We start from the raw sequence: 23404 nt of genomic DNA on the forward strand, positions 1-23404 counted from the left end.
GTGCTCGCGAAAGACGTTTTCGACCACGGGCCGGACCCGGAAAATCCCGGCTGGAACCACTGGAACCTGAAGGACGAGACGCTGTTCAACGGCGCGGTGATGGGCAGGCTCATCACGCGCGTCGACGATGACGGGAAGGCGCGGCTGCGCATGTTCCCCGAACGGCGGCACGAGAACCTTCAGGGCATCATCCACGGGGCCGTCACGCTCTCGCTGATCGACATCGCGCTTTTCACCACCATGCACACGCTGGGCAGCGGCAATGCGGGTCCTTCGGTGACGCTCGAGCTTTCGACCCAGTTCGTCGGCGGCGGGAAGATCGCGACGCCGCTCGATGCTGTCACGGAAATCGTGAAAGAAACCGGGAAGCTCGTCTTCGTGCGCGGTCTGGTCGAACAGGGCGATCACCGGGTCGCATCCTTTTCGGGCATCGTCCGAAAGATGCGGCCCCGTTCCGATAGCGTTGCAGCGCCTTTGTGAGCGGGTTGCTCGCACGGTACGAGGACTTGGTGGCGGCGGGCGAATTGCAGCCCGACCCCGACCAGCGCCGCGCCGCCGAACGGCTCGATCGGCTTCAGAAGGAATTGGAGAAAGAGCGGCCCGGCGGCGGACTCCTGTCGCGCCTGTTCGGTTCGAAGGACGAGGCCCCGCCCCAGGGCGTCTATATGTGGGGCGGCGTCGGGCGCGGCAAATCCATGCTGATGGACCTGTTCGTCCAGACTCTCGGTATCGCGGAAAAGCGCCGCACGCATTTCCACGAATTCATGCTCGAGGTCGATCGCCGGATGAAGGCGGCCCGCGATACGGGTCAGGGCGAGCCGGTGAAGCACGTTGCCGCCGCAATCGCGAAGGACGTCCGCTGCCTCGCCTTCGACGAGATGGTAGTCACCAACACCGCCGATGCAGCCATCATGGCGCGCCTGTTCACGGCCCTTATCTGCGACGAGAAAGTCAGCGTGGTCACCACGAGCAACCGGCCTCCGTCCGATCTCTACAAGGACGGACTGAACCGCTCGCTCTTCCTGCCCTTCATCGATCTGGTCGAGGCGGAACTGGATATCGTACCACTGAACGGGCCCACCGATTACCGGCTCGACCGGCTGGGCGATCTCGACACCTGGCACACCCCCCTGGGCGATGAGGCCACCGCGCAGGTTCGCGAGGCGTTCTTCCGCCTGACCGATTATGCGCCGGAAGACGCCGCCAATGTGCCCTCCGGCGAACTTGACCTGGGAGGCGGGCGCTTTTTGCACGTGCCCAAGAGCCTCAAGGGCGTCGGCGTGTTCAGCTTCAAGCGGCTTTGCGGCGAAAATCGCGGCGCGGCGGATTATCTCGCCATCGCCCACGCCTTTCACTCCGTAATCGTCGTCGGCATCCCGCGCCTGTCACCCGACAATCGCAACGAGGCTATGCGCTTCACCAAGCTGATCGACGCGCTTTACGAAAACGGGGTCAAGCTCTTCGCGACCGCCGCCGCCGAACCCGAAGACCTCTACGTGGCGGGGGATGGCGCCTTCGAATTCGAACGCACGGTGAGCCGATTAATGGAAATGCAGAGCGCGGACTACATGGCGCGCGGCCATGGCGTAGCCTGAGAGACGCTTGCACAGCGGGCGACGCCACCCCAGCTAGCTTTCATTCCCGGCGGTCAACACCCCCGCCGATGTGGACTGACACCATGATCGATATCCGACCCTTCGACACGCTCGGCCATGCGAACCATGGCTGGCTGGACGCGCGGCACCATTTTTCTTTCGCCAGCTATCACGATCCCGACCGTATGGGTTGGGGCAATATCCGCGTCTGGAACGACGATACGATCGCGGCGCAAAGCGGATTTCCGCCCCACCCGCACAGCGACATGGAGATCGTCACTTTCGTGCGCAGCGGGGCGATCACCCATCAGGATTCGCTCGGCAACAAGGGCCGCACGGCTGCGGGCGACGTTCAGGTGATGAGTGCCGGGACCGGGATCACCCACGCCGAATACAATGTCGAGGACGAGGCGACGACTCTGTTCCAGATCTGGATCCTCCCTGACCAGCGCGGCGAGGCGCCCGGCTGGGGGCAGCGCGAATTTCCGAAAGCCGGGCGCGAAGGCGGCTTCGCCATCCTCGCCAGCGGCACGCCGGAGGAGGACGATGCGCTACCGATCCGCACGGACGCCAAGGTTGTCGCCGCCACGCTCAAGGCGGGGCAGAGCGCGACCTGGACCAGCTACGGATCGCGCCATCAATATCTGGTCGCACCGACCGGCCGCATCCGCGTCAACGGCAAGGAGGCGCAGCCGCGCGATGGCGTCGCGATCACCGGAGAGACCGAGATCGTGGTCGAGGCGCTGGACGATGCGGAAGTGGTGATGGTGGACGCTCGCTAATCGAACGCTCGCCCGGTCGGATCACCCGATCCCGAGCCGGGCGAGCGATTTTTCCAGCATGACCAATTGATAGAGCACGCGGCCATTATCCGCAGCGCCGCTGATGTGCCGCTCCGCGAGACGCGACAGCGCGCCGCGATCGAACCATCCGCTTCCCACCAAAGCCTCGCTCCGCGCCACGCCCCGCGCCATTCCGGCCAGCGGACCGCGAAACCATTCGGCCAGCGGCGTCACGAAGCCCTGTTTCGGGCGATAGAGAATCTCGTCGGGAAGATACCGTTCCATCGCGTGCTTCATCAGCCATTTGCCCTGCCGGCCGCGAATCCGGCGGCTCTCCGGCAGAGTGGCGCAATATTCGATCAGGCGGTGGTCGAGCAGCGGCTCGCGCGCTTCCAGGCCTACCGCCATGCTGGTGCGGTCGACCTTGGTCAGGATGTCGCCCGGCAGCCAGAAGGTGAGGTCGGCATATTGCGCCGCGTCCAGTCCGCTGCGCGCCGGGGCGCAGTCCATGACCTCGATCAGCGCGTCTTCCGCACGATATTCGCCGCGTTCGCGCAGCAGCATCTCGCCATAGAGCCGCCTACGCGCGTCCTGGTCGAGGATCGCCAGCGCCCGCGCATATCCCGCCGCGCCATCTTCGGCGAGCGAGAGGAAGGTCGTCTTCGCGCGCAGGGGACGCGGCGCCCAGTCCGCTTTCGGCCAGACCTTGCCCAGCGCGCCGAAGATCGGCCCGCGCAAGGTCTGCGGCAGCACCGCCCTCGCCTGCTCCTCGCGATGATGGAAAACCTGCCGACGATACCCAGCCAGCGCCTCGTCCGCGCCGTCACCCGACAGCGCGACCGTTACGCTCTCGCGCGCCAGTTCGCAGACCCGCAAAGTCGGCAGAGCGGAAGCATCGGCGAAGGGTTCGTCGAAGATCGCGGCGATCCGGTCGAGATCGGCCACATCGCCGGGCGAAACGATTCGTTCGCGGTGATCGGTCCCGAACCGATGGGCCACCAGCCGCGCGTGGCTGGTCTCGTCCACCTCCGCGACATCGAAGCCGATCGAACAGCTCGTCACCGGTTCGCGGCTTGCTTCCGCCATCAGCGCGACCACGCTGGAACTGTCGACTCCGCCCGACAGAAAGGCGCCGAGCGGGACGTCTGCGACCATGCGGCTCGACACCCCTTCACGGAAATGGTGGAGAAGCTGCGCGGACTGGTCCGCGACCGACCCGCGCGCCCGCTGTTCGAACGAGACGTCCCACCAGCGGCGCGGGGGTGATGGCGGGCGATCATGCTCCAGCAGCCGGAAATGCGCGGCGGGCAGCTTCTCGACGCCCTTCAGGATCGACCGGTGATCGGGAACGTAGCCCCAGGTCATGTAATCTTCGATCGCCAGCGAATCGACCTGCGACCGCATCAAAGGATGCGCCAGCAATCCCTTGAGTTCGGACGCGAAAATCAGGCTGCCATCGCTGAGCGTCGCGGTGAAGAGCGGCTTCACCCCGAGCCGGTCGCGCGCCAGGAAAAGCTGCCGCGTCGAAAGGTCATACAGCGCGAAGGCGAACATGCCTTCGAGGCGGCTCAGGCAGTCGGGGCCCCAGGCTTGCCATGCCGCCAGGATGGTTTCGCTGTCGCCATCGGTACGAAACCGCGCGCCCTTTGCTTCAAGTTCGCGCCGCAAGGCTCTGAAATTGTATATTTCGCCGTTGAAGACCAGCACTGCCCGGCCGTCCACGGAATGCATCGGCTGGGGCGATCCGGCAAGATCGATGATCGAAAGGCGGCGATGGCCGAGACCGACGCCCGGCGCGGTCCACACGCCTGACCCATCCGGGCCGCGATGGGCGATCGCGTCGCACATCCGCTCGACCCGGTGGGGCTCGACCGGCTTGGGCGTGCCGCAATGAAAGATACCGGCGATCCCGCACATGGCGCTCGCTCCTAACCGTATGCGGGGGAAAGGCCAATCGCGAAGGCTCCGGCAATCATGCCCAAACCAATCGCCGCGCCCAGAACGATGGGCAGAGGCGCCGAGAATGCCTCGAGACGGGCGAGCAGCGGACTGCGTTCCAGCTCCGCGAGCGACCATCCCGCCTCGTCCGGCGTTCGTTCGAACCAGCGCCACGCCAGGCCGAGCACGATGGCCACGACCACGGCGAAGAACACCCATCCATAGATGAGGTGATCGACCCCGCCCGCCCGCTCGGCGCCGATGAACTGGGCGATATAGATCGTGCCCCACGCCCGGACCGCATTGGCGAGGATGGGCACGATCACACAGGCAAGCAGGAAGAGGATTCTGCGTTTCCAGCTCGAGAATGCCGTGAAGGCCGCGAGAACGCCGAGCGCGATCATCGCAATCAGGAATTTGACGCCCGAACACGCTTCGGCGACGATGAACAGGCCGAACGGCGTCGTGATATGGATCGCGTCGAGCGCCGCGTCGATCCCGCTAAGATGCGCCAACTGGATCACGAGGCGGGCGGTGAGGATCTGCATCGGCCAGACGATCTCTTCCCCGAAGGGCACGAGAAACACCATGAAGCCGAGCGGGAGCGCCAGCAGCGCCGCCGCGCGCGGGCCCAGCACGACCGGCACGCTCGACGCCAGAGCGGCGACAGCGCCCGCATGGGCGATCAGGTTAATGCCGCTCGCCCGTCCGATCACCCAGAGCGCAAGGGCCAGACCGAACGGCACCAGCCCCGGCCACCAGGAGCGCGGCTCTATCTCGGCCAGCGCGTCCTGCTTTGCCCAGATCAGCCATAGGATGATCGGCGGGATCAGCAGGATGTGCGCATAGCTATCGCTGTTCCACCATTGCCAGGCCATCTCCCCCCATTCGCGCAGCGTCAGGGCCAGCACCGCCCCGCAAAGCAGAGCGAGCCCCGTCAGCGCCTGCTTCCATGACGGCAGGGTCTCACTTCGTGCCGATGAGAGAGGGAGATCACGCTGCATCGTGATGGCGCGCCTCGGCTTGGCCGAGAATATCGGCGAGACCGGCTTCGACGGCTTCCCAGCTCATGTTTTCGACCACGAAGCGCCGCGCTGCCCGCCCCATGTTTTTGGCCTGACCTTCGTCCGCAGCCAGGTCGAGGATTGCGCGCTCGAAAGCCCCGTCATCGCGGCAGATCCGCCACTGCTGGCCATCTGTGGCGTCGATACCAGTCGCCGCTTCTTCGCTCGCAAGCACTGGGCGGGCCATGGCCATCGCCTCCAGCACCTTGTTCTGCACGCCGCGCGCAAGCATCAGCGGTGCCACGACTGCATCCGCACTGCGCAGGAAGGGTCGAACGTCGGGGACCTCGCCCCAGACCTTGACCCCTGCGATGCATGCGAGCTTCGCCACCTCCGGTGTCGGCGCGCGGCCGACGATGTGGAACTGCGCCGCAAGCCGCTCACGAATGGCGGGTAGGATCCGCCGTGCGAACCGTTCGACCGCCGCGATGTTGGGCGGATAATCCATCTGTCCGGTGAAGACGATGTGGTGCCCTTGCCCGGCCAGGGCCGGATGCGGATCGGTGGCGGCGGGATCGAAAAATTCCGTATCGACGCCGTTGCCCAGAGCCCGAATGTCGGCCCGCTCGGCGCCCGGGCGCGCTCGCAGGATGTCTGCCTCTTTCTCGGTGATCAGGAGCGTCGTGTCTGTTGACCGAGCGAGCCGAACCTCTTCGGCTGTCAGCAAAGCCGCCTCCCGCCGGTAAAGGACCGAGCGTGGAAAGCCGCTCTCCTGCGCATAGGTCGCGAATTTCTCGCTATCGACATCGCAGAGATCGACCACCACCTGACCCGCGAAATCGGACGGGATATATTGCCCCATCTGGCCCGAAAACACGAAGATCTTATCTATCGGGTGCCTGGCCAGCGTGTCGCCTACCCACTTCGCAAGCTCCGCGTCGAAAAACGCCGCCTGGCTGACCGCACGGTTCCCGAGCAGCGCCTCCATTCCGGCGCGCGGCAGGGATTTCGACCGTGTCGGCAGGCAATAACTGGCCGCGATGGCGGCGAGGCTTGCCTCTTGCTCGCGATCCTGATCGGTCTCGACGAATGTACCGACATGCACGCGCCCGAGCTTAGCCAACCCCTTGAGCAGGTGATGCGAGCGGATCTTGTCGCCGCGATCGGGCGGAAAGGGCACGCGGTGGGCGAGGAAGAGGATGTCCCCCACGCGTCGCTCAACCGAGTCCGCGCGCGATATGAGGACCGATCGCGTTGGCTAGGGACAGGGGCAGGCGCTTCCACAATTCGATCTTGCGCGCATAGCTCGCATCCGTGGGATCGATATTGCGCGCCGCCACTCCGGGCGCGCTCCAGCTCGAATAGGTGAGAGGTTCCGGTTCGAACCCCCAGTTTTTCTTGAAGTGATACGGGCCGCTTCCGGTCTTGGACCGTCCGAAATCGAAACGCGTGCAGCCGCGTTTGCGAGCGTGCAGCATCAGTTCGTAATACATCCGCTCATTGGCGCGCAGACCGCGTGCCGCAAAGGTGCCTCCACCCCAAAAGGGCATGACGGCAAGCCCCTTTCCATCGTCATGATAGAGCGACAGAACGCTCGCCACCGGCTTTCCCTGATGGCGCACAGTCAGGATGTCGGCATCCGCTGCGAACGAATCCAGCACGGCATCGAACAGGCTGCGCGGAAACACCGGAGTGCCAAGATTGTGGACGCTTTCGGCATAGACGGCGTAATGCGCCGCGCGTTCGTCTTCATCCGCTCCGACAGCGATCGAGAAATCGCCATTCAACCCCTTGCGCACCTCGGCGCGCGCCTTGCGCGGGATGGCGAGCAATTGCGCCTCGTCGCTTGTCGCCAGTTCACCGATGAAATTGCAATGGCTCGTGGACGTTTGTTCCCAATCCTCGGGAGCATCCCCGCCGCGCAGTTCGATCGAGCTGACATTGGTGCGAAGCGCCAGTTCCTCGGCTGCCCGACACAGTGTTTCGCCGTCCTGACGCCGTCCGGCCAGCACCCCGCCGCCCACTCCGAACCCGCTCGACACCAGCGCGCGCCCGAAAAGGGGAGAATGCACCAGCGTCAGCGGCAGCCATGCAGCGAGGCGCCCTGCTCGCTCCAGCGCGAGTCCCGTGGCTTGTTGGCCGGTTCCCCGCTCGATCGCGCGTAGCCACAACGGTCGATGAAACACCGATCCGCCATTCTCGCCAACGAAGCGTTCGATCCGTGCGGCCTCGCCCGGATCGTCCAGTCGAACGAGCGAGATGTTCGGCATGACGAGGCGCGTCGGCGCGTTCACGATCCGAAGGGAACGCAGCGCTGCGCTTCTATCCGAGCGATTTCGTCCATCCGGCCCCAGCTGAAATCGCCAGCGAGTTTCCGGAGCTTGCCCGCCATTTTCGACAGGTTGGTGTAATGGCGCACGCGCGATCGCAGCGGCGCGCCTTCGACCCGTGGTTGTTCGGGATCGATTTCCCAAGGGTGGAAATAGAAGATGGCCGGGCGCTCGTCGCGCTGGTTCACGCGTTGGATCGCCCAGTTCGAGAACGCATAGGGGAGCACGCGGAAGAAGCCGCCTCCGCCCGCCGCCAGACGCCGCTCCCCGATCTGGGCGGTGGTCACCGGAATTTCGACAAGCTCGCTCCCGTCCACCGGGCGGAAGGCAAAGCGCGGCGCCTCGCGCCAGCCGTAATGATCGTGCACGATCGGCGCGACGCTGGAGCTGTAGCGATAGCCCTGCTCAGCCAAAACCTCGTGCGCCCACGGTGTGCGCGCATCGATGGAGAAACTCGGGGCACGATAGCCGCTGATCGGCGCGCCGCCCGCGTCTTCGAGGATGGCACGGGTCTTCGCGAGATCGGCGGCGAATTGCTCGCGTGTCATGGTGAAGACCCGCGCGTGATCGTAGCCGTGGCTGGCCAGTTCGTGCCCACGCTCGACGATAGCCCGGATAGCGCCCGGTTCGCGCTCCGCCACCCAGCCCAAAGTGAAGAAGGTCGCCTTGACCTCGCAGGCATCGAACAGGTCGAGCACGAAGCCGACATTGTCCGCAACGCGCAGCGCCATACCATCCCAATCCGCGCGATCGATCGTGTTCTCGAACGCGCCGACCTGAAACCAGTCCTCAACATCGACCGACAGGCCGTTGAGGATCCGGGAGGATGATATCGTGCGCTGTTCCACGCCTAACGTCCTCGCCTCAGGCGGCAGCGCGACGGCCGTCGGCCTCGAAATGCTCGATCAGCAGCGAAAGAACATGGCGGATCGACGCTTCCTGTTCGGACAGGCGCGCTTCCATTTCCGCCAGACGGTTCTCGATCGCATCCGAAACAGTCTCGCTCGACGATGCGCCCGCCTGCTGCAATTCCGAAACCTCGCGGCGCAATTTCGCGATCTGGTTCTCGTGGCCGCCGAAAGCCGCCTCGATCGCGGCGATCTGCGCTTCGGCGAGGCCTTGCCCGCCACCGCTTTCTGGCTGCGAAGCGCGGGCGCGGTCCTGCTCCTCGCGCTTCGCATCGGCGACGGCCTGCGCTGCCTTCTTGTTCGGATCGGGCCGCACGCGATCGTCCACGACCGCCTCGTCGGCCGAAGAATCGCCGGTCATCTCCTCGATCACGGCGTCCAGCATGGCGAGGTCGATGGTCGACTGCTCCTCGACCGCGCCGAGCAGCAGCAGCCGGGTCATGACCTGGTTGATCTTGCGCGGAATACCGCCCGTCGCCTTGTGTATCCGCGTGAACAGGCCACGCTCGAAATCCGGCTCCCCATCCCAGCCGACATGCTTCAGGCGATGATGGACATAGGGCTCGATCTCGCCCGGTTGCATCGCTTCGAGGTGATGCGCCGCGATCACGCGCTGGCGCAATTGTTCGAGCTCGTCGGAGCTGGCCAGCAACCGCTTGAATTCAGGCTGGCCGAGCAGAAGCGTCTGCAAGAGCGGATGCGCGCCGAGCTGGAAGTTCGACAGCATCCGCAATTCCTCGAGCGCGCCGATCGAGAGGTTCTGCGATTCGTCGACGATCAGCAGGCAGCGTTTGCCGTTGCGCGCTTCCTCGTGGAGGAAATGCTCGATCGCGGCGAGTGCTGCCGCCTTGTCACGCCCTTCGACATCGAGGCCGAAACTGCGCGCGGCGACATGGATCATCTCCTCGCCATCAAGCGCGCTGGTGACGACCTCGCCCACGCTCATCCGGTCGTCGAGCTTCTCCTTGAGATGCGCGACCAGCGTCGATTTGCCCGAGCCGACCTCGCCGGTGATGACCACGAAGCCTTCGCCCTGGTTCAGGCCGTAACCCAGATAGGACAGCGCCTTCTTGTGCGTGACGCTCTCGAAGAAATAGGCCGGGTCGGGCGTGAGCTGGAAGGGCCGCTCTGAAAAGCCGTAGAACTGTTCGTACATAAGAGAGGTCCTATCAGAAACCGTAGCGCAAGCCGACCAGGGCGGACGCGGTTTTGAGATCTTCGGTCGTGAAGTCGCTGTCGAGATAATTGACGGCCACCGCCGCCCGGCCCGACAGGCTCTGGGTGAAGGCGTGCGAATAGGACGCCGACGAGCCGAGGCCGAACAGATCGTTCGCGCCGAAGCCGCCTTCGAACCAGTTGGCGTAGGTCGCGACGGTGAAGGTGCCGCGGCGTCCGATCTCGCCACCGACCGTGCCGGCGACATAATAGTTCTCGTCCGTCACGCCATTGGCGGCGGCGAGCACGGTTCCCGGTGCACCGATGAATTCGCGCTGTTCATAGCCTGCGCTGATCGCCGCCGTATAGCGGCCGACGCGGCGGGAGAAATTGCCCGCAACGCCGCGCGAACGGAACACGGAAGAGCGGATCGAGCCGAGCAGCCCGTCGAGGCAGCTGCCTCCCGTAACCGCGTTGACGCAGCCGACGACCGCGCCGGTGATCGGATCGCGCACCACGTCGAAATCGGTGGGGAGCGAGGCCAGCGAATTGGTCAGGCGTCCGCCGAATCCGCGAATGCCGTCGAACGCGCCGATCGAAAGATTGGTGTTGGGATTGGGGGCGAAGCTGAAGCTGCCATAGAACGTATCGCTGTCGTAACGACGCCCGTATCCGGCCTGGAGCGAGGTCCGGCGGCTCGGTCGCCACATCACGCCGACGTCCCAGATCAGGCCGGTCGATTCGAAGGCGATGACGCGCGGGCTGGCTTCGTCGGTGACGACCCGCCCGCCCGGACCCAGGATCGGAACCCCGTTCGCATCGCGCACGGCATCGCGGCTGGAGACCTCGACATCCTCGTATCCGACCCCACCCACGACTGCGAAGGTCGGCGTGATCGGCACGGTCACATCGGCCCGCACATTGGCGTCGATCACCCGCTGGTCGAGCGTATCGATATCCTCGCGGAAATAGCCCGCGCCGACGCCAACGCCGATTGGCAGATAGGTGCCGGGCGCGAAGCCCGCGCGGGCCTGTGCCTGTTGCGATACGCTTTCGTCGAAAACATCCACCGCATTGCCGTTCGCGGTGACGACATCGGGCGATTCCACCCACGTATATCCGATCAGATACTGGCCGGTGACCTCGACATCGTCGACGCGGGTCTGCACGCGCGGTCCGGCATAGGCCGAATAGGTCTGGGTGGTGAAATCAGCGTTGTTCTGGCCGGTAAAGACATTGGCGCCGCTACCATCGACCGAAGTCCGCGCGGCAAGCGCGCCTGCCTCCAATGTCACCGTGCGCGGGACGACTTCGAACGAGCTGCGTGCGATGCCGGTTATGGTATCGCTGTCCGACGCATTGCCCCAGCCGAAATTGCGCTCGTAGCGCAGGGACACCGTGCCCGCGCTGCGACGACCATTGATCGAGGCATCGACCCCTGCGGCGAGCTGCGTATAAGTGACGACATCGTCACCGGGCGAAAGCTGGGCGGTCAGAATCTGCGAGGCTTCGATATAGGGCTGGACCGCCAGGCGGCGCCCGCCGCTGCGCGTTCCAGCTTCCCCGCCCTCTTCCTGCGCGCCGCTTGAGGCCGAATCACCGCTGTCCCGCCCCTGATAGGATTGGGCGAAAGCGGGCAGTCCGCTCATCAGAGCCGCACCGGCAAGCAGCGCCGATATCGTGCGTAAAGTCATGGGTTTACTCCCCATACCCGTAATAGGAGCCGAACTTGCGTCCGCTCGGGCTGAATGTCGCATCGTTCAGGATCAGGCGAATGTCGGGACAGGCGGAAAGCAGATCGACGGCGTCTTCCAGCGCGGCACGGGCAGTCGTATCGGCGCGCGCGACCAATAAGGCCTGGCCGACATGCTTTGCCAATTCCGCGGCTGGCGATGCGGCCAAGGCCGGCGGGCTGTCGAAGATCAGTATCCGGTTCTTCGCGCCGCGCGTCAGCCGGTCGAGCACCTTGGCCGTTCGGTCGCTGGCGAGATATTCCGCATCCGATCCGGTCCGCTCGCCCGCAGGCATCAGGAACAGGCCCGCGACATCCGTCGCCACGACAAGCTCCTCGGGACGGATCGTCTCGTCCTTCAGGGCGTTCATGAACCCCTGACCGGTTTCGATACCGAAGGTCGATGCGATCGAGGGCTTGGCGAAATCGGCATCGATCAGCACGACCTCGATATCGCGCTCGCTCGCCATCGAAAGGGCGAGATTGACGGCGCAGAAGGTCTTGCCCTCACCCGTATGAGGCGAACAGATCAGGACCCGGCGCGACAGGGGGGAGCCATCGGCATGGGCGGTGGCGAGAACCTGCCGCTTCACGATGCGGAATTCCTCGCGCAGGGCGCTGGCGCCGGCGTCGGGATTGACGAAGCCCTGCTTGCGCAGGTTTTCGCGGTCGATCGTCTTGGCATCGCGCGGCAGGCGAGCGGCGGGGACGTCATCGTCGATCGGCTTGGCCGGAACGATTACCGGCGCCGCCTGAACGGCCGGATTGGCAGGAGCTGGCGCCGCCACCTCGGCAGCAGGCGCCGAAGGGGTCACGCTCCGTGGGGGCTTCGGCATCCTGACCGATTTCCCCTCGGGCAGCTTGGCGGGCACGCGGGCCGGCATCAGCCGGTCGAACCCGAAGGCCCCGCCCGCCCTTTCCAGCAGCGAGGCACGCTCGCCCTTTGCGGGCTTGCGATCCTGCTGGTCCTCGTGCCCGTCCGGCGGCGTAATCTTGGTAGGCTTGTTCACCACGCGCTCCTCACGCCACCGATCCGACCTGGATGAATTCGACGGCCAGCAGGATCACGCAGACCCCGAACAGACCGGCGAGACCACCAGCGAATTGCTTGAACTGCTTGCGCTCCTGCGCGCGGCGGATATCGGTCATCGAGCGTGAAATGGTGCCGACGACAGGGAGATCGAGAACACGCTCGAGCTTGTCCGCCGTGGTGAAGCTCGCCTGCAATTGCCCGATCACGAAGGCGGTTCCGGCCCCTGCGGCAAGACCTGCGAAAAGGACACCCAGCAGCAGGATCGGCCGATTGGGCGCCGCGGGATTGCGCGGAACGGCAGGCGGATCGACCACCTGGAATTGCAGCGAACTCCGCTCGGTCTGGACCTGGCCGCGCAGGCGCATCTCCTCGCGATCCTTCAGAAGCTCGTCATATTTCGACTTCAGCACTTCGTAATCGCGGCTGATGCGATTGGCTTCCGCGGCGACCTCAGGCTCTTGCGCCTGCGCAGCGATCAGCGAGGAAATATCCGACTGGAGCGCGGCCTTGCGGGCCTGAAGCGCCTGGAGATTGGCCTGACGCTCGACGCGAATGGCGACGAGAGAGGAATAGGCCGGATTGGGCGCGCCCATCGATCCGTCGCCCTCGCGCGCCGCCTGGCGCCGCAGCAGCTGGATCTGGCGTTCGGTCGCCTGGATGTCGGGATGGCTGTCGGTCAACCCGCGCGAGCGCATTCCGGCGAGCTGCGCTTCGGCTTGCGCCAGCGCCCCGCTCGCCCCGCCACCGCCCATGCCAGGCATGGTGATGGTGCGCGGCGTGCCCGAAAGCTGCCCGCTGATCCCGGCCAGCGCGGACTGCGCAGCGGCGATGTCGGCATCGACGCCTCGCATCTCGGTCTGCAAGGTCTGCAAGCGGTTGCCGACCGACCCGGTGCCCCCGATCAGTTCGGGATATTGCGATTCGAAGGCGAGGCGGCGCTGCTCGGCGGCCTCCAGCTCGGCCTTGCGGTCTTCGAGCTGCTGATCGAGGAAGACGATCGTATCGGCGACTTCGCCGCGATTGCCCGCGATATTGTCCTCGCGGAAGATGTCGATCAGGCTCTGGACGACTTCCTGCGAAAGCTTGGCGTTCTCGGCATCGCTCAGATCGCCCTTGCCGATGGTGGCGGCGATCTCGAACAGGTTTTCCTGCTCGCTCTTGACGGTGACCGCCTTGGTCAGACCGTCGATCGCGCCCTGCATCTCGCTATCGGTCGCGATGTCTTCGCCAAGGCGCGTGCCGCGGATCACCTTTTCGAGGTTGACCCTGCTCGCCAGTGTCTGGCGCACCCGGGTCATCTCCTGCTTGCCGTCGCCCGAAATATCGAGCTGTTCGGACAAGACATCGTCCAGCTGCACGTAGAGGCGCGCCTGGCTCATATAGCTGTTGGGGATCATGGCGACCACGAACCAGCCGAGGACGCAGACGCCCCAGGCCACCGCGAGCGCCAGCCAGCGGCGGTTCCACACCTGGTGAAGCGCTGCGCGCAATTCCTCGAAGACTTCGTTCATCGCGGGAGAGTCCTCAGAAGACCGATTCAGGGATGATGATCACATCGCCCGGATTGAGCATGACGTTCGCGTCGCTGTCGCCGCGCCGTAGTAGGTCGGTCAGGCGCAGTTCGTATTCGCGCTGGCGGCCGGACTGCTTGTCGAAGCGGATCAGCTTGGCGCGGTTACCTGCGGCATATTCGTTGAGGCCGCCGACCGCGATCATCGCGTCGAGCACGGTCATATTCGCGCGATAGGGCAGCGAAGCGGGCTTTTCCGTCGCGCCGACGATGCGGACCTGCTGGCTGAACGTGCCCGCAAATTCGTTGACGATCACGCTGACCAGCGGATCCTCGATATACTGGCTCAGCTGGAGGCGGATATCCTCTTCCAGCATGGACGGCGTCTTGCCCACGGCGGGCATATCCTTGACCAGCGGAATGGTGATGCGCCCGTCGGGGCGGACCTGAATCTTTTCCGCGCCCAGTTCGGGATTGCGCCAGACATGGATCGTCAGATTGTCGAGCGGGCCGATCACGTAATCCTCGCCCGGCCCTTCCTGCAGAGCGACGAAGGTAGCGGGCGGAAGCTCGCCGCTGGCGCTGGACGAAGCGCAGCCGGACAAGCTCAGCATCGCCGCACAGCATGTCGCGATCACGGCGGACAAGCGATTGAAACGCATAAAGGAAATTCCTGACGTCAGTATGGGAGATCGGCCAGCGCAAACGCACGGCATTTTCCCCCGGATTTCACCGTCCTTAATGCAGCAGAAAGGTGAACATACGGTTATCCACAGCCCGGAGCGCGCACAATTGCAGCCTCTGCACAGCTGCCGTCCCACATCGGGACGGGCACTCATACCATGATTTCGGCTGCCGGACCCTGTCCCAGAAACGCGCTCGGCGACGCGCTTGCGCCGTAGGCTCCCGCGCAGAACACCGCGACGATGTCCCCGACCTCCGCAGGGGGAAGATGCGCCTTGTCGGCCAGCCGGTCGAGCGGCGTGCACAGACAACCGACGACATTGGCGATTTCGGCCTTCTCCTCGTCGAACCGCGTGGCGATGGCGACCGGGTAATTGCGCCTGACGACCGTGCCGAAGTTCCCCGATGCGGCGAGCTGGTGGTGCAGGCCCCCGTCGGTGATCAGATAGGTTTCGCCGTGGCTGATCTTCCGATCGACGATCCGGGTCAGATAGACGCCCGCCTCGCCCACCAGATAGCGGCCCAGCTCGATGAAAAAATCGGTGTCCGCCATCGTATCCGATCGGGCGGCGAATCGCTCGTCCAGCGCCGCGCCGATCCGCTGCGCATCGATCGGGGTATCGCCAGGGAAATAGGGGATACCTAAACCTCCACCCATATTCAGCTTCGGCAGGGAAACCCCAGCCTTTTCAACGATACGCTGTGCCAGATCGAGGACGTTGGCCTGCGCATCGATTACGGCGTCGGCATCGAGCGCCTGGCTGCCGGTGAATATATGCAGACCCCGCCATTCGGCCCCCGCATCGACGATCCGACGCGCAAGAGCGGGCACGCGCTCCGCATCCACCCCGAACGGCTTGGCACCGCCCCCCATCTTCATTCCCGACCCCTTTAATTCGAAATCGGGATTGACCCTGATCGCGAGCCGGGGCGTCGTTCCGAGCTGCTCTGCGATGGCAAGCGCGCGTTCGGCCTCGCCTTCGCTTTCGAGGTTGAGAGTGGCCCCATGCCGGATGGCGTTTCCCAATTCGCTGTCGCGCTTGCCCGGTCCTGCGAAGCTGACTCGCGCGCAATCGATTCCCGCGGCACGCACCATGTCGAGCTCGCCGCCCGATGCGATGTCCAGCCCGTCGACCAGACCCGCCATGTGCTTGAGCACCGGCGCGAAGCTGTTGGCCTTGATCGCGTAATTGATCTTCAGTCGCTCGGGCATGGCCGCGCGCAGATCGGCGACGCGGCGCGACATCATCGCGCTGGAATAGACGAAGAGCGGGGTGCGGCCCGCGCGCTCGACCAGTTGCGAGGTCGTCTGGCCGTCGACGGCGAGTTCGCCATCGCGCGTTTCATATCCCGTCGGGATCGGTCCGACCGGTTTTCCGGTGTCGCTCATGCGCGGATCTCCGCCATTATCTGTTGCGAAATTAAAGTTCTATCGAGCTTTCCATTCGGGTTCACCGGCAACGTCTCGCGCCAGTGGATGGCTTGCGGCTGCATGAAATTCGGAAGCTCCTTGGCCAGCGCGGCCTTGAGGTCCGCATCGCGCGCTGGATCGCCGCGCACCACCAGATGGACCGCCTGACCCAGCCGCTCGTCCGGCACGCCCAGCGCAACCGCTTCGCTGACGAGATCGGTCGCACGCGCGGCGTCTTCCAGCTCCTGCGGACTGATGCGATTGCCCGCGCTCTTGATCATCGCGTCGCGCCGCCCGACGAAATACAGCAACCCTCCCGCGTCACGGCGGACCCGATCGCCGGAATAGACTGCCATGCCGCCATATTCGCTATCCCTGGGCGCAGGCTTGAAGCGTTCGGCAGTGCGCTGTTCGTCCTGCCAGTATCCTTGCGCCACCAGCGGGCCGCAATGAACCAGTTCGCCCTCCTCGCCCGGCGCGGCCAGACCGCCCTCGTCCGTCACGACCAGGATTTCGGCGAAGGGGATTGCCGTGCCCATGGAGGTCGGATGGCTGTCGACCAGATCGGGATCGAGATAGGTTGATCGAAACGCCTCCGTCAGCCCGTACATCGGGAACAGTCTCGCTTGAGGGAAGCGAGCGCGCAGATCGGCGACCAGTTCGCGTGTCAGGGCCCCGCCGCTATTGGTCAAGCGCCGCAAGGTCTTTGCCGAACCGTCCGGCCATTCGACCTCAGTCAATTGTACCCATAAAGGCGGCACGGCGGCCAGCGTCGTGACCCCATGCTTCGCGCAGGCCTTGGCGACATCTCGGGGGAAAAGGTAGTCAAGCGGCACCACTGCGCCACCGACGATCCATGTACAAAACAATTGGTTCTGGCCGTAATCGAAACTCAATGGCAAGACCGCGAGCGTGACGTCATCGGCTTCCATCCCGAGATAATGCGCCACGCTGACCGCGCCCAGCCACATATTCGCATGGCTCAGCATCACGCCCTTGGGCTTGCCGGTCGAGCCGCTGGTATAGAGGATCGCCGCCAATTCGTCGGGATCACGCGAAGACGGGCCGAGATCGCCACCGCACGCTTCGGCCTCGTGCCAGCATTCCTCCTCGTCCAAAAGCCGACAGGCGGCAGGCGCGTCGCCCGGCTCCAGCGTACCGAGCCGCGCACGGGTTCCGATCAGCATCTCGGCGCCGCTATCGGCGAGGATGTGGGAGACCTGGGCGCGCTTCAGCAGCGGATTGATCGGGACGTGAACCAGTCCTGCGCGTGCTGCGGCAAGAGGGAGCAGGCAGGTCGTCTCGCCCTTCGCCGCCCAGCTCGCCACGCGAGCACCCTCGGGAAGCTCGGCCGCGAGCCAGGCGGCCAGCAAAGCTACACGCGCTCTTAACTCTCGATAGCTAAACCGCCGGTCACGCAGTATGAGCGCCGTTGCTTCATCCTTGCCGCGGACGACCAGATGGTCGAGCGGAAATGGGACCGGGTCTGGCGCGATCGGCATGAGTGCTCCTGGAGGACGGTTTGACGGCAATGCATTCTTCGGTGGCGTCATGGGAGGAAACCGCCTCGGCGGCGCCCCATGCTCGTGTCAGCTATCACGAGAGTGTTAGCAAACTGCAAGCATCCCATGGCCAGGCGCTCGACCGGTTCGCGACCGGGCCGTTCGATCGCCTGTCTTGGTATCGCCTTCTCGATCAACACGGCCTTAAGGAAACCAGTGGGGAGCCGCTGTTCGCGCTGGCCGAAGCGGAGTACGGCGTGGCGGCTCTGCCCCTGGCGCGGCGGGCAAACGCCCGCGAAAGCCTGCACCACCCCTTCGCCTTCACCTGGAGACCGCTTGCACCCGAAGGCGCCTTGGGCGACGCTCTTCTCACCGCGATCGCGCGCGATCTGAAATCCCAAGCCTACCGCGTCGCGTTCGAATGCCTGCCCGGCGAGGATGGGAGCGAAGACGATAGCGCCGTGCGCCTCACCCGCGCCTTTCGCAAGGCCGGATGGATCGCGCATCGCTCGGTCTGCGATACCAATCACGTCCTCGAGGTAAGAGGCCGCAGCTTCGCCGAATATTGGGCCGGTCGGCCGGGCCAGATGCGCACGACCCTCAAGCGCAAGGCGAAGAAGGTCAGCGTCTCGATCGCCACCGAATTTCGATCCGACGACTGGGATGCCTATCGCGCGATCTACGGCCGCAGCTGGAAGGGCGATGAACCGGATTACGCCTTGCTCGAAGCCTTTGCACGCGCCGAGGGAGAGGCGGGCCGCCTGCGGATGGGTGTCGCGCGCCATGATGGCGAGCCGGTCGCCGCGCAGTTCTGGACCGTGGAAGGCGGCACAGCCTACATCCACAAGCTGGCCTATGATGCCGAGCACCGGCACCTGTCAGCCGGAACCACACTCAGCGCGGCCCTCTTCGAATATGTCATCGATCGCGATCGGGTCGAGCTGATCGATTTCGGAACCGGCAGCGATGGCTACAAGCGCGACTGGATGGACAAGGAACGACCGCGCTACGCCCTCACCTGCATCGACTGGCGACAGCCGCGCGGGGCCGCCTTGCTGGCTGCCAAAGTTGTCGCGAAGGGGGTCGACGTGCTGACCGGCGGAAAAGTGCGCCCGCTTGCCTCGCGTCCGAGGCGCGGGTAAGCGCCCATCCGCAAATGCAGGGGATACTCACATCATGACCGCAAGCCGGACCGAAGCCGTCCCGACCGACGCCATCGAAACCGATGCCACCGGGCCGAGCCGCGGCGAAGTCGACAAGACGTTGCGCGCCATCCTGTGCGATGTGCTCGGCCTCGATCAGGAGCGGGTGGAGCGTTTCGATGCGGAAACAGGCCTGTTCGGCCATTTGCCGGAACTCGATTCCATGGCCGTGGCTGGCCTCCTCACCGAGATGGAGGATCGCCTCGATATCGTGATCGAGGACGACGACATCGACGGCGAAATGCTCGAAACCTATGGCGGCCTCCTCGCCTTTGCCGAGGCCAAGGCAGTCCAGGGCTGAGCGGACACGGCGTGTACGCAAGCTGGAACGCGCCCCTGGGCGATCACGGGCGAAGCCAGGAACTTGTGCTGTCCTTCGAGAAGGGACGGCGATCGCGTCTGCTGGTCCTTCCGCCGTTGTTCGACGAGCACAACAAGCTGCGTCGACAGATCGTCGAGGTGATGCGCCGTCTCGATGGGGCTGGAATCGACAGCGTCCTGCCCGATCTTCCAGGCTGCAATGAAAGCCCTGCCCCGCTTGAGACTCAATCGCTCACCGACTGGCGCGCCGCCATCGGCGAAGCGGCGCACCATTTCGAAGCCACGCATGTTCTGGCCATTCGCGGCGGTGCGCTGATCGCGCCCGATCACCTACCCGGTTTCCTCTATGCTCCCGCGAAAGGCCGCCAGATCCTGCGTGCACTGCTCCGGGCGCGCACCATCGCCTCGCGCGAAGCGGGGCGCGAGGAGAAGGTCGAGACCTTGCTTGAGACCGGTCGCGAGCAGGGTTTGGAACTGGCCGGGTGGCACTTATCCGCCAGGATGATTGCGGAACTCGAACAGGCCGAAGCGCCCGCAGATCCGCGCCTTCGCGTCATCGACCAAGCCACGCTCGGCGGGTCGCCGCTCTGGCTGCGCGCGGAGCCGAGCGAGGATGCCGATCAGGCCGATGCCCTCGCCGCGATCATCGCCATGGAGCTCGCCTCGTGACCCGTCGGCACCTGACGTTCCTGTGTGAAGGCGACCGCCTTACCGGCACGATCGACGAAGCCAGCAATACGACTGGCCTTCTGCTCGTTTCGGGCGGCAACGAAATCCGCAGCGGTGCCTTTTCCGGGCAGGCCGCTCTGGCAGCGTCGCTGGCCGAGCAGGGGTTTCCGGTCTTTCGCTTCGATCGGCGCGGAGTGGGCGACAGCGAGGGCGTCAACCGAGGGTTTCGCGAGGAAGAGGCCGATATCCGCGCCGCTCTGGCCGCCTTTCGCGGAGCGGCGCCACATGTTTCGCGCATCGTCGGCTTCGGCAATTGCGATGCGGCCAGCGCCCTGATGCTGGCGGGCGGTGCAGGCTGCAGTGCGCTGGTCCTGTCAAACCCGTGGACGATCGAGGAAGCGGGGGATGCGAGCAACGGAGGCGACGACGCTGGCGCCGATACGACGCCACCCGCCAGTGCGATCCGCGCGCGCTACATCGCGAAACTCAAGAACCCGCGCGAGATTGCGCGGTTGCTGTCTGGCGGCGTCGATTACCGCAAGCTGTTGCGCGGGATCGCGCGGGCGGTGGGACCGAAACCCGCGCCGAGCACGCTTGCTGGTGATCTGCGCGATGGATTGGGCGGATTTTCGGGCCCGGTCCGCATTCTCCTCGCCGAAGCCGATCGCACCGCGCAGGTCTTCATCGAGAACTGGGATGCCAGCGATACGAGGATCGCGCGCTGCCCGAATGCGGGCCACGCCTATGTCGAGCCACACGCCCGGCAATGGCTCGAAGCCCGCCTGCTTGAGGCCCTGCACGACTAATCGGCCTGGCTTTCATCTTTGAAATCCTGAGATTTTTCGATCAAACCTAAATCTCTATCGAGATATTGTTCACCTCACGAAGAGGCTGGTCAGCTCGACATGGGTGGACCAGCGGAACTGGCCGACCGGTCGCAGCTTTTCGAGCCGGAAACCGGCCTCCACCAGCGTCTTCGCATCGCGCGCCCAGCTTGCCGGATTGCAGCTGATATAGACGACACGCGTGATCTCGCTCGCAGCGATCGTCGCCACCTGTTCGCGCGCGCCAGCTCGCGGCGGATCGAGCAGCACAGCATCGAAGCGTGAAATCTCCTCGGGCTGGAGCGGATTGCGGAACAGGTCGCGATGCATGGCGTGGACCGGCAGCCGCAATGCGTTCGCGGCGGCCTTGCACGCCAGATGCGCATCGCGCGCCGCTTCGACTGCGAGGACCTTGGCCGGGTTCGCGACGTGAAAAGCGAATGTGCCCAGACCTGCGAACAGATCCGCAATCGTCTGCGCTCCTTCGAGAAATTCGCGCGCATCCCGCGCCAGGATCCCTTCGCCGTCCTGGGTCGGCTGGAGGAAACCCTGTTCGGGAAAGGCCACGGCCACCCCGCCGACCGTGACCGTGACGGGCTCAGGCTCCCACAGGGTCTCACCCCCATACCCCTGATCGAGCGAAAGCCGCGCCAATGCGTGTTCGCGCGCGAAATCGAGCAAGGCCTCGGTCGGCCCCAGCCCGTCGAGATGTATCCCAGTCAGCGTGCAATCGACGCCCTGATCGGTCAGCGTCAATGCGACATCGACCGGCGCCTTGTTCGAAATTTTTGTAAGTATCGCGCGCAACAGACCAACAATATGGAACAATTCCTCCCGCAGAACCGGACATTCCGTGATATCGACGATCCTGTGAGACCCCGCCTCGCGAAATCCGAGTACGAATTTTCCAGCGGTCTTCAGCCCATGCAGCGTCGCCCGCCTGCGGCTGTGAGGGGGCGACAGGTGTGTCTCGAGCAACTCGCCGACAGCAATCTTTTGCGAGGCGGCAGCGGACGTCACCCGATCGGTAACGAAGCGGGAAAGCGCTTCCTCATCAGCCTGTTGCAGCTGACACCCGCCACAGCGTGCGAAATGACGGCAGGGCGGCGCCACGCGATTCGGCCCCGCCTCCAGCGATCCATCCGGCAACAGCATATCGCCCGGCACGCCGCCCGCCACGTGTCGCCCATCGGCCGCGACCCCGTCGCCCTTGGCGGCGATGCGGATGATCGGCGATCCCGTCACGAAAGCTGCGCCATGGCAGTTCGCACCGCATCGGCAAGTTCGCCTGCCGTGAAGCCCGGCCCGGCGAGGCGCGCGGCCTCGTGATGCAGCCAGACCCCCTCCTCTGCTGCCTGCATGGCGTCGCCATGATGCGCCAGTCTGCTCGCCACAAGGCCCGCAAGGACGTCGCCCGTGCCTGCGGTCGAGAGCCAGCTCGACCCGCTCGGGAAGACCATGGTTTGGCCCTCGGGCGAAGCCAGTACGGTGTCCGGTCCCTTGGCCAGGATGAATGCGCCGCTCGATTTCGCCAAACATGAAGCTGTATTGAGCTTATTTCCGCTCCCGATGCCGAAACTCTTGCAAAGCCTGGACAATTCGCCTTCATGCGGGGACATGATCAGCGGAGTTTTACCACGGGTGTCGAGAAGGTCGGGCGTCAGCAAGTGAAGCGCATCGGCATCCAATACGGTCGGACGCCCCGCTGCAAGCACCTCGGAAAGACGCTGCGAAGCTGCCTCGTCCCGCCCCAGCCCCGGTCCGATCAGTATCGCATCGATCCGCTCGTCAGCGAGCGCGCGATCGAGCGGATCATCTGCGACGACGAGTTCCGCAGGCGCATCGGGATGCGAATGGTCGCTCAGCAATTTCACGTAACCGGCCCCGGAACGCATGGCGGCCTTGGCTGACAGGAGCGGCGCGCCCGGCATCTTCCCGGCCACGATCGCCAGCAGACCGCGGCGATATTTGTGACTGTCGGGCTCCGGTGGTGCGAAATGCGGTCGTTTCGACAGAACGCAATTCGATGGCTCGATGTCCAAGCCGATCGGCACCAGACGTTTCTCACCCATTCGCGCCATGGCGGGCATCATGAAATGCGCGCGCTTCCAGGCGCCCAGCGCCAGCGTGAGATTGTAATCGGCGAAAGGACCCAGCACCTCCCCGCTATCGCTCGCGATCGCGCTTGGTACATCGACTGCGATCCGAAAAGCATCGCTGCGGCCGAGTTCCTCGAGCAGATCGGCGAACGGGCTTTCTACCCTGCGGTCCAGTCCGTATCCGAACAGGCAATCCACCACGACTGCCGTGTCGATCCGGCCCGCGCGAGTGGGTGTACCAGCGAAACAGGCGCGCGCCTTCTCCGCCACCGCCCCCTTGGGTTCGACCGGAGCGATGACCTTCACGTCGTGGCCGGAGGCACGCAGCGTCTCGGCGATAACGTAGCCGTCGCCGCCATTATTGCCCGGTCCGCACAAGATCGCGACCGATCGTCCCGCTGCCATGCGCGCCACCCAGGCGGCTGCCGCACGACCCGCGGTGCGCATAAGTTCCCATTCCTCGACGCCATTGCGCAGCGCAGCCGCTTCCGCCGCGCGCATCTGGGCAACGGTCAAGACGGCGTTATCGGCCATCCAACTGCCCCGCCCGCCAGCGATAACGATCACCATCCACGGTGAACTCGACCGTTTCTCCTTCGCGCGCCATCACCGGCTCGCCCGCTCCGTCCGCCGACGACAGGCTGTCGCCATCGCGGATCAGGCGGCGGAAACTGCCGTCGGGATGGCGGATCACCAGAGCCTCCC

The 23404-nt window shown here is 64.9% G+C and carries 22 protein-coding genes; 7 read left to right on the forward strand and 15 right to left on the reverse strand.

What is annotated here, in order from left to right:
• The 3 genes from GRI47_RS05680 (at position 1) to GRI47_RS05690 (ending at position 2377) form a co-directional block, all read left to right on the forward strand.
• Complete coding sequence (locus GRI47_RS05680; protein WP_160660355.1) at positions 1 to 480, forward strand: hotdog domain-containing protein; 480 nt, start codon at positions 1 to 3, stop codon at positions 478 to 480.
• The gene (gene zapE, locus GRI47_RS05685; RefSeq protein ID WP_160660356.1) at positions 477 to 1595 is read left to right on the forward strand and encodes a cell division protein ZapE; all 1119 of its coding nucleotides are present in this window, start codon (positions 477 to 479) and stop codon (positions 1593 to 1595) included. The genes GRI47_RS05680 and zapE overlap by 4 nt, the downstream gene beginning before the upstream one ends.
• Before the next feature lie 83 nt (positions 1596 to 1678).
• A complete protein-coding gene (locus GRI47_RS05690; protein WP_160660357.1) occupies positions 1679 to 2377 on the forward strand; it encodes a pirin family protein in 699 nt (232 codons plus the stop codon).
• Between the two features lie 21 nt (positions 2378 to 2398).
• On the opposite strand, the gene GRI47_RS05695 is transcribed toward GRI47_RS05690, so the two are convergent.
• The 12 genes from GRI47_RS05695 to GRI47_RS05750 all read right to left on the reverse strand — a co-directional run bounded on the left by GRI47_RS05695 (position 2399) and on the right by GRI47_RS05750 (position 17584).
• Positions 2399 to 4294, reverse strand: coding sequence for an XrtA/PEP-CTERM system amidotransferase (locus GRI47_RS05695; protein WP_160660358.1), 1896 nt, complete (start codon positions 4292 to 4294; stop codon positions 2399 to 2401).
• A gap of 11 nt (positions 4295 to 4305) precedes the next feature.
• Positions 4306 to 5319, reverse strand: coding sequence for an exosortase A (xrtA, locus tag GRI47_RS05700; RefSeq protein WP_160660359.1), 1014 nt, complete (start codon positions 5317 to 5319; stop codon positions 4306 to 4308).
• Positions 5309 to 6529 carry a TIGR03087 family PEP-CTERM/XrtA system glycosyltransferase gene (locus GRI47_RS05705; protein WP_160660360.1) on the reverse strand — a complete coding sequence of 407 codons (1221 nt, stop codon included), beginning with the start codon at positions 6527 to 6529 and terminating at the stop codon, positions 5309 to 5311. Before GRI47_RS05705 ends, xrtA begins: the two co-directional genes overlap by 11 nt.
• Before the next feature lie 7 nt (positions 6530 to 6536).
• A complete protein-coding gene (locus tag GRI47_RS05710) occupies positions 6537 to 7613 on the reverse strand; it encodes a FemAB family XrtA/PEP-CTERM system-associated protein (RefSeq protein WP_419956984.1) in 1077 nt (358 codons plus the stop codon).
• Positions 7610 to 8497, reverse strand: coding sequence for an XrtA system polysaccharide deacetylase (locus GRI47_RS05715; protein WP_337190647.1), 888 nt, complete (start codon positions 8495 to 8497; stop codon positions 7610 to 7612). The genes GRI47_RS05710 and GRI47_RS05715 overlap by 4 nt, the downstream gene beginning before the upstream one ends.
• A gap of 16 nt (positions 8498 to 8513) precedes the next feature.
• Positions 8514 to 9713: an XrtA/PEP-CTERM system-associated ATPase gene (locus GRI47_RS05720; protein WP_160660361.1), complete on the reverse strand. Its 1200-nt coding sequence runs from the start codon at positions 9711 to 9713 to the stop codon at positions 8514 to 8516.
• A gap of 13 nt (positions 9714 to 9726) precedes the next feature.
• Positions 9727 to 11406, reverse strand: a complete 1680-nt coding sequence (locus GRI47_RS05725; RefSeq protein ID WP_160660362.1) for a porin family protein — start codon at positions 11404 to 11406, stop codon at positions 9727 to 9729.
• A gap of 4 nt (positions 11407 to 11410) precedes the next feature.
• Positions 11411 to 12454: a P-loop NTPase gene (locus tag GRI47_RS05730; RefSeq protein WP_337190648.1), complete on the reverse strand. Its 1044-nt coding sequence runs from the start codon at positions 12452 to 12454 to the stop codon at positions 11411 to 11413.
• A gap of 10 nt (positions 12455 to 12464) precedes the next feature.
• A complete protein-coding gene (locus GRI47_RS05735; protein ID WP_160660363.1) occupies positions 12465 to 13988 on the reverse strand; it encodes an XrtA system polysaccharide chain length determinant in 1524 nt (507 codons plus the stop codon).
• Between the two features lie 13 nt (positions 13989 to 14001).
• Entirely contained in the window at positions 14002 to 14649 is a 648-nt protein-coding gene (locus tag GRI47_RS05740; protein WP_160660364.1) for an XrtA/PEP-CTERM system exopolysaccharide export protein, read from the reverse strand.
• A 173-nt stretch (positions 14650 to 14822) separates the two neighbouring features.
• On the reverse strand, positions 14823 to 16061 hold the full coding sequence (locus GRI47_RS05745) for a pyridoxal-dependent decarboxylase, exosortase A system-associated (protein WP_160660365.1): 1239 nt from the start codon (positions 16059 to 16061) through the stop codon (positions 14823 to 14825).
• Complete coding sequence (locus tag GRI47_RS05750) at positions 16058 to 17584, reverse strand: acyl-CoA ligase (AMP-forming), exosortase A system-associated (RefSeq protein ID WP_160660366.1); 1527 nt, start codon at positions 17582 to 17584, stop codon at positions 16058 to 16060. Before GRI47_RS05750 ends, GRI47_RS05745 begins: the two co-directional genes overlap by 4 nt.
• A 29-nt stretch (positions 17585 to 17613) precedes the next feature.
• On the opposite strand from GRI47_RS05750, the gene GRI47_RS14940 reads away from it, so the two are divergent.
• The 4 genes from GRI47_RS14940 to GRI47_RS05770 are packed head-to-tail and all read left to right on the forward strand — an operon-like array spanning position 17614 to position 20582.
• Positions 17614 to 18726, forward strand: a complete 1113-nt coding sequence (locus GRI47_RS14940; RefSeq protein WP_237452623.1) for a GNAT family N-acetyltransferase — start codon at positions 17614 to 17616, stop codon at positions 18724 to 18726.
• Positions 18727 to 18760: 34 nt separating this feature from the next.
• Positions 18761 to 19087 (forward strand): acyl carrier protein, encoded by a 327-nt coding sequence (locus GRI47_RS05760; RefSeq protein WP_160660367.1) that lies wholly within the window; start codon positions 18761 to 18763, stop codon positions 19085 to 19087.
• A gap of 11 nt (positions 19088 to 19098) precedes the next feature.
• The gene (locus GRI47_RS05765; protein WP_160660368.1) at positions 19099 to 19776 is read left to right on the forward strand and encodes an alpha/beta hydrolase family protein; all 678 of its coding nucleotides are present in this window, start codon (positions 19099 to 19101) and stop codon (positions 19774 to 19776) included.
• The gene (locus tag GRI47_RS05770) at positions 19773 to 20582 is read left to right on the forward strand and encodes a hydrolase 1, exosortase A system-associated (protein WP_160660369.1); all 810 of its coding nucleotides are present in this window, start codon (positions 19773 to 19775) and stop codon (positions 20580 to 20582) included. The genes GRI47_RS05765 and GRI47_RS05770 overlap by 4 nt, the downstream gene beginning before the upstream one ends.
• A gap of 69 nt (positions 20583 to 20651) precedes the next feature.
• Here GRI47_RS05770 and GRI47_RS05775 read toward each other — a convergent pair whose 3' ends face one another.
• From GRI47_RS05775 to GRI47_RS14945, 3 genes are read right to left on the reverse strand one after another with little or no spacing between them, the layout of a single operon-like run.
• The gene (locus GRI47_RS05775; protein ID WP_337190649.1) at positions 20652 to 21845 is read right to left on the reverse strand and encodes a class I SAM-dependent RNA methyltransferase; all 1194 of its coding nucleotides are present in this window, start codon (positions 21843 to 21845) and stop codon (positions 20652 to 20654) included.
• Positions 21842 to 23233 (reverse strand): NAD(P)H-hydrate dehydratase, encoded by a 1392-nt coding sequence (locus GRI47_RS05780; RefSeq protein WP_160660370.1) that lies wholly within the window; start codon positions 23231 to 23233, stop codon positions 21842 to 21844. The genes GRI47_RS05775 and GRI47_RS05780 overlap by 4 nt, the downstream gene beginning before the upstream one ends.
• Positions 23223 to 23393, reverse strand: a complete 171-nt coding sequence (locus GRI47_RS14945; RefSeq protein WP_237452624.1) for a hypothetical protein — start codon at positions 23391 to 23393, stop codon at positions 23223 to 23225. Before GRI47_RS14945 ends, GRI47_RS05780 begins: the two co-directional genes overlap by 11 nt.
• Between the last annotated feature and the right edge of the window lie 11 nt (positions 23394 to 23404).

Source organism: Qipengyuania pelagi, from assembly GCF_009827295.1.
Classification (GTDB): domain Bacteria; phylum Pseudomonadota; class Alphaproteobacteria; order Sphingomonadales; family Sphingomonadaceae; genus Qipengyuania; species Qipengyuania pelagi.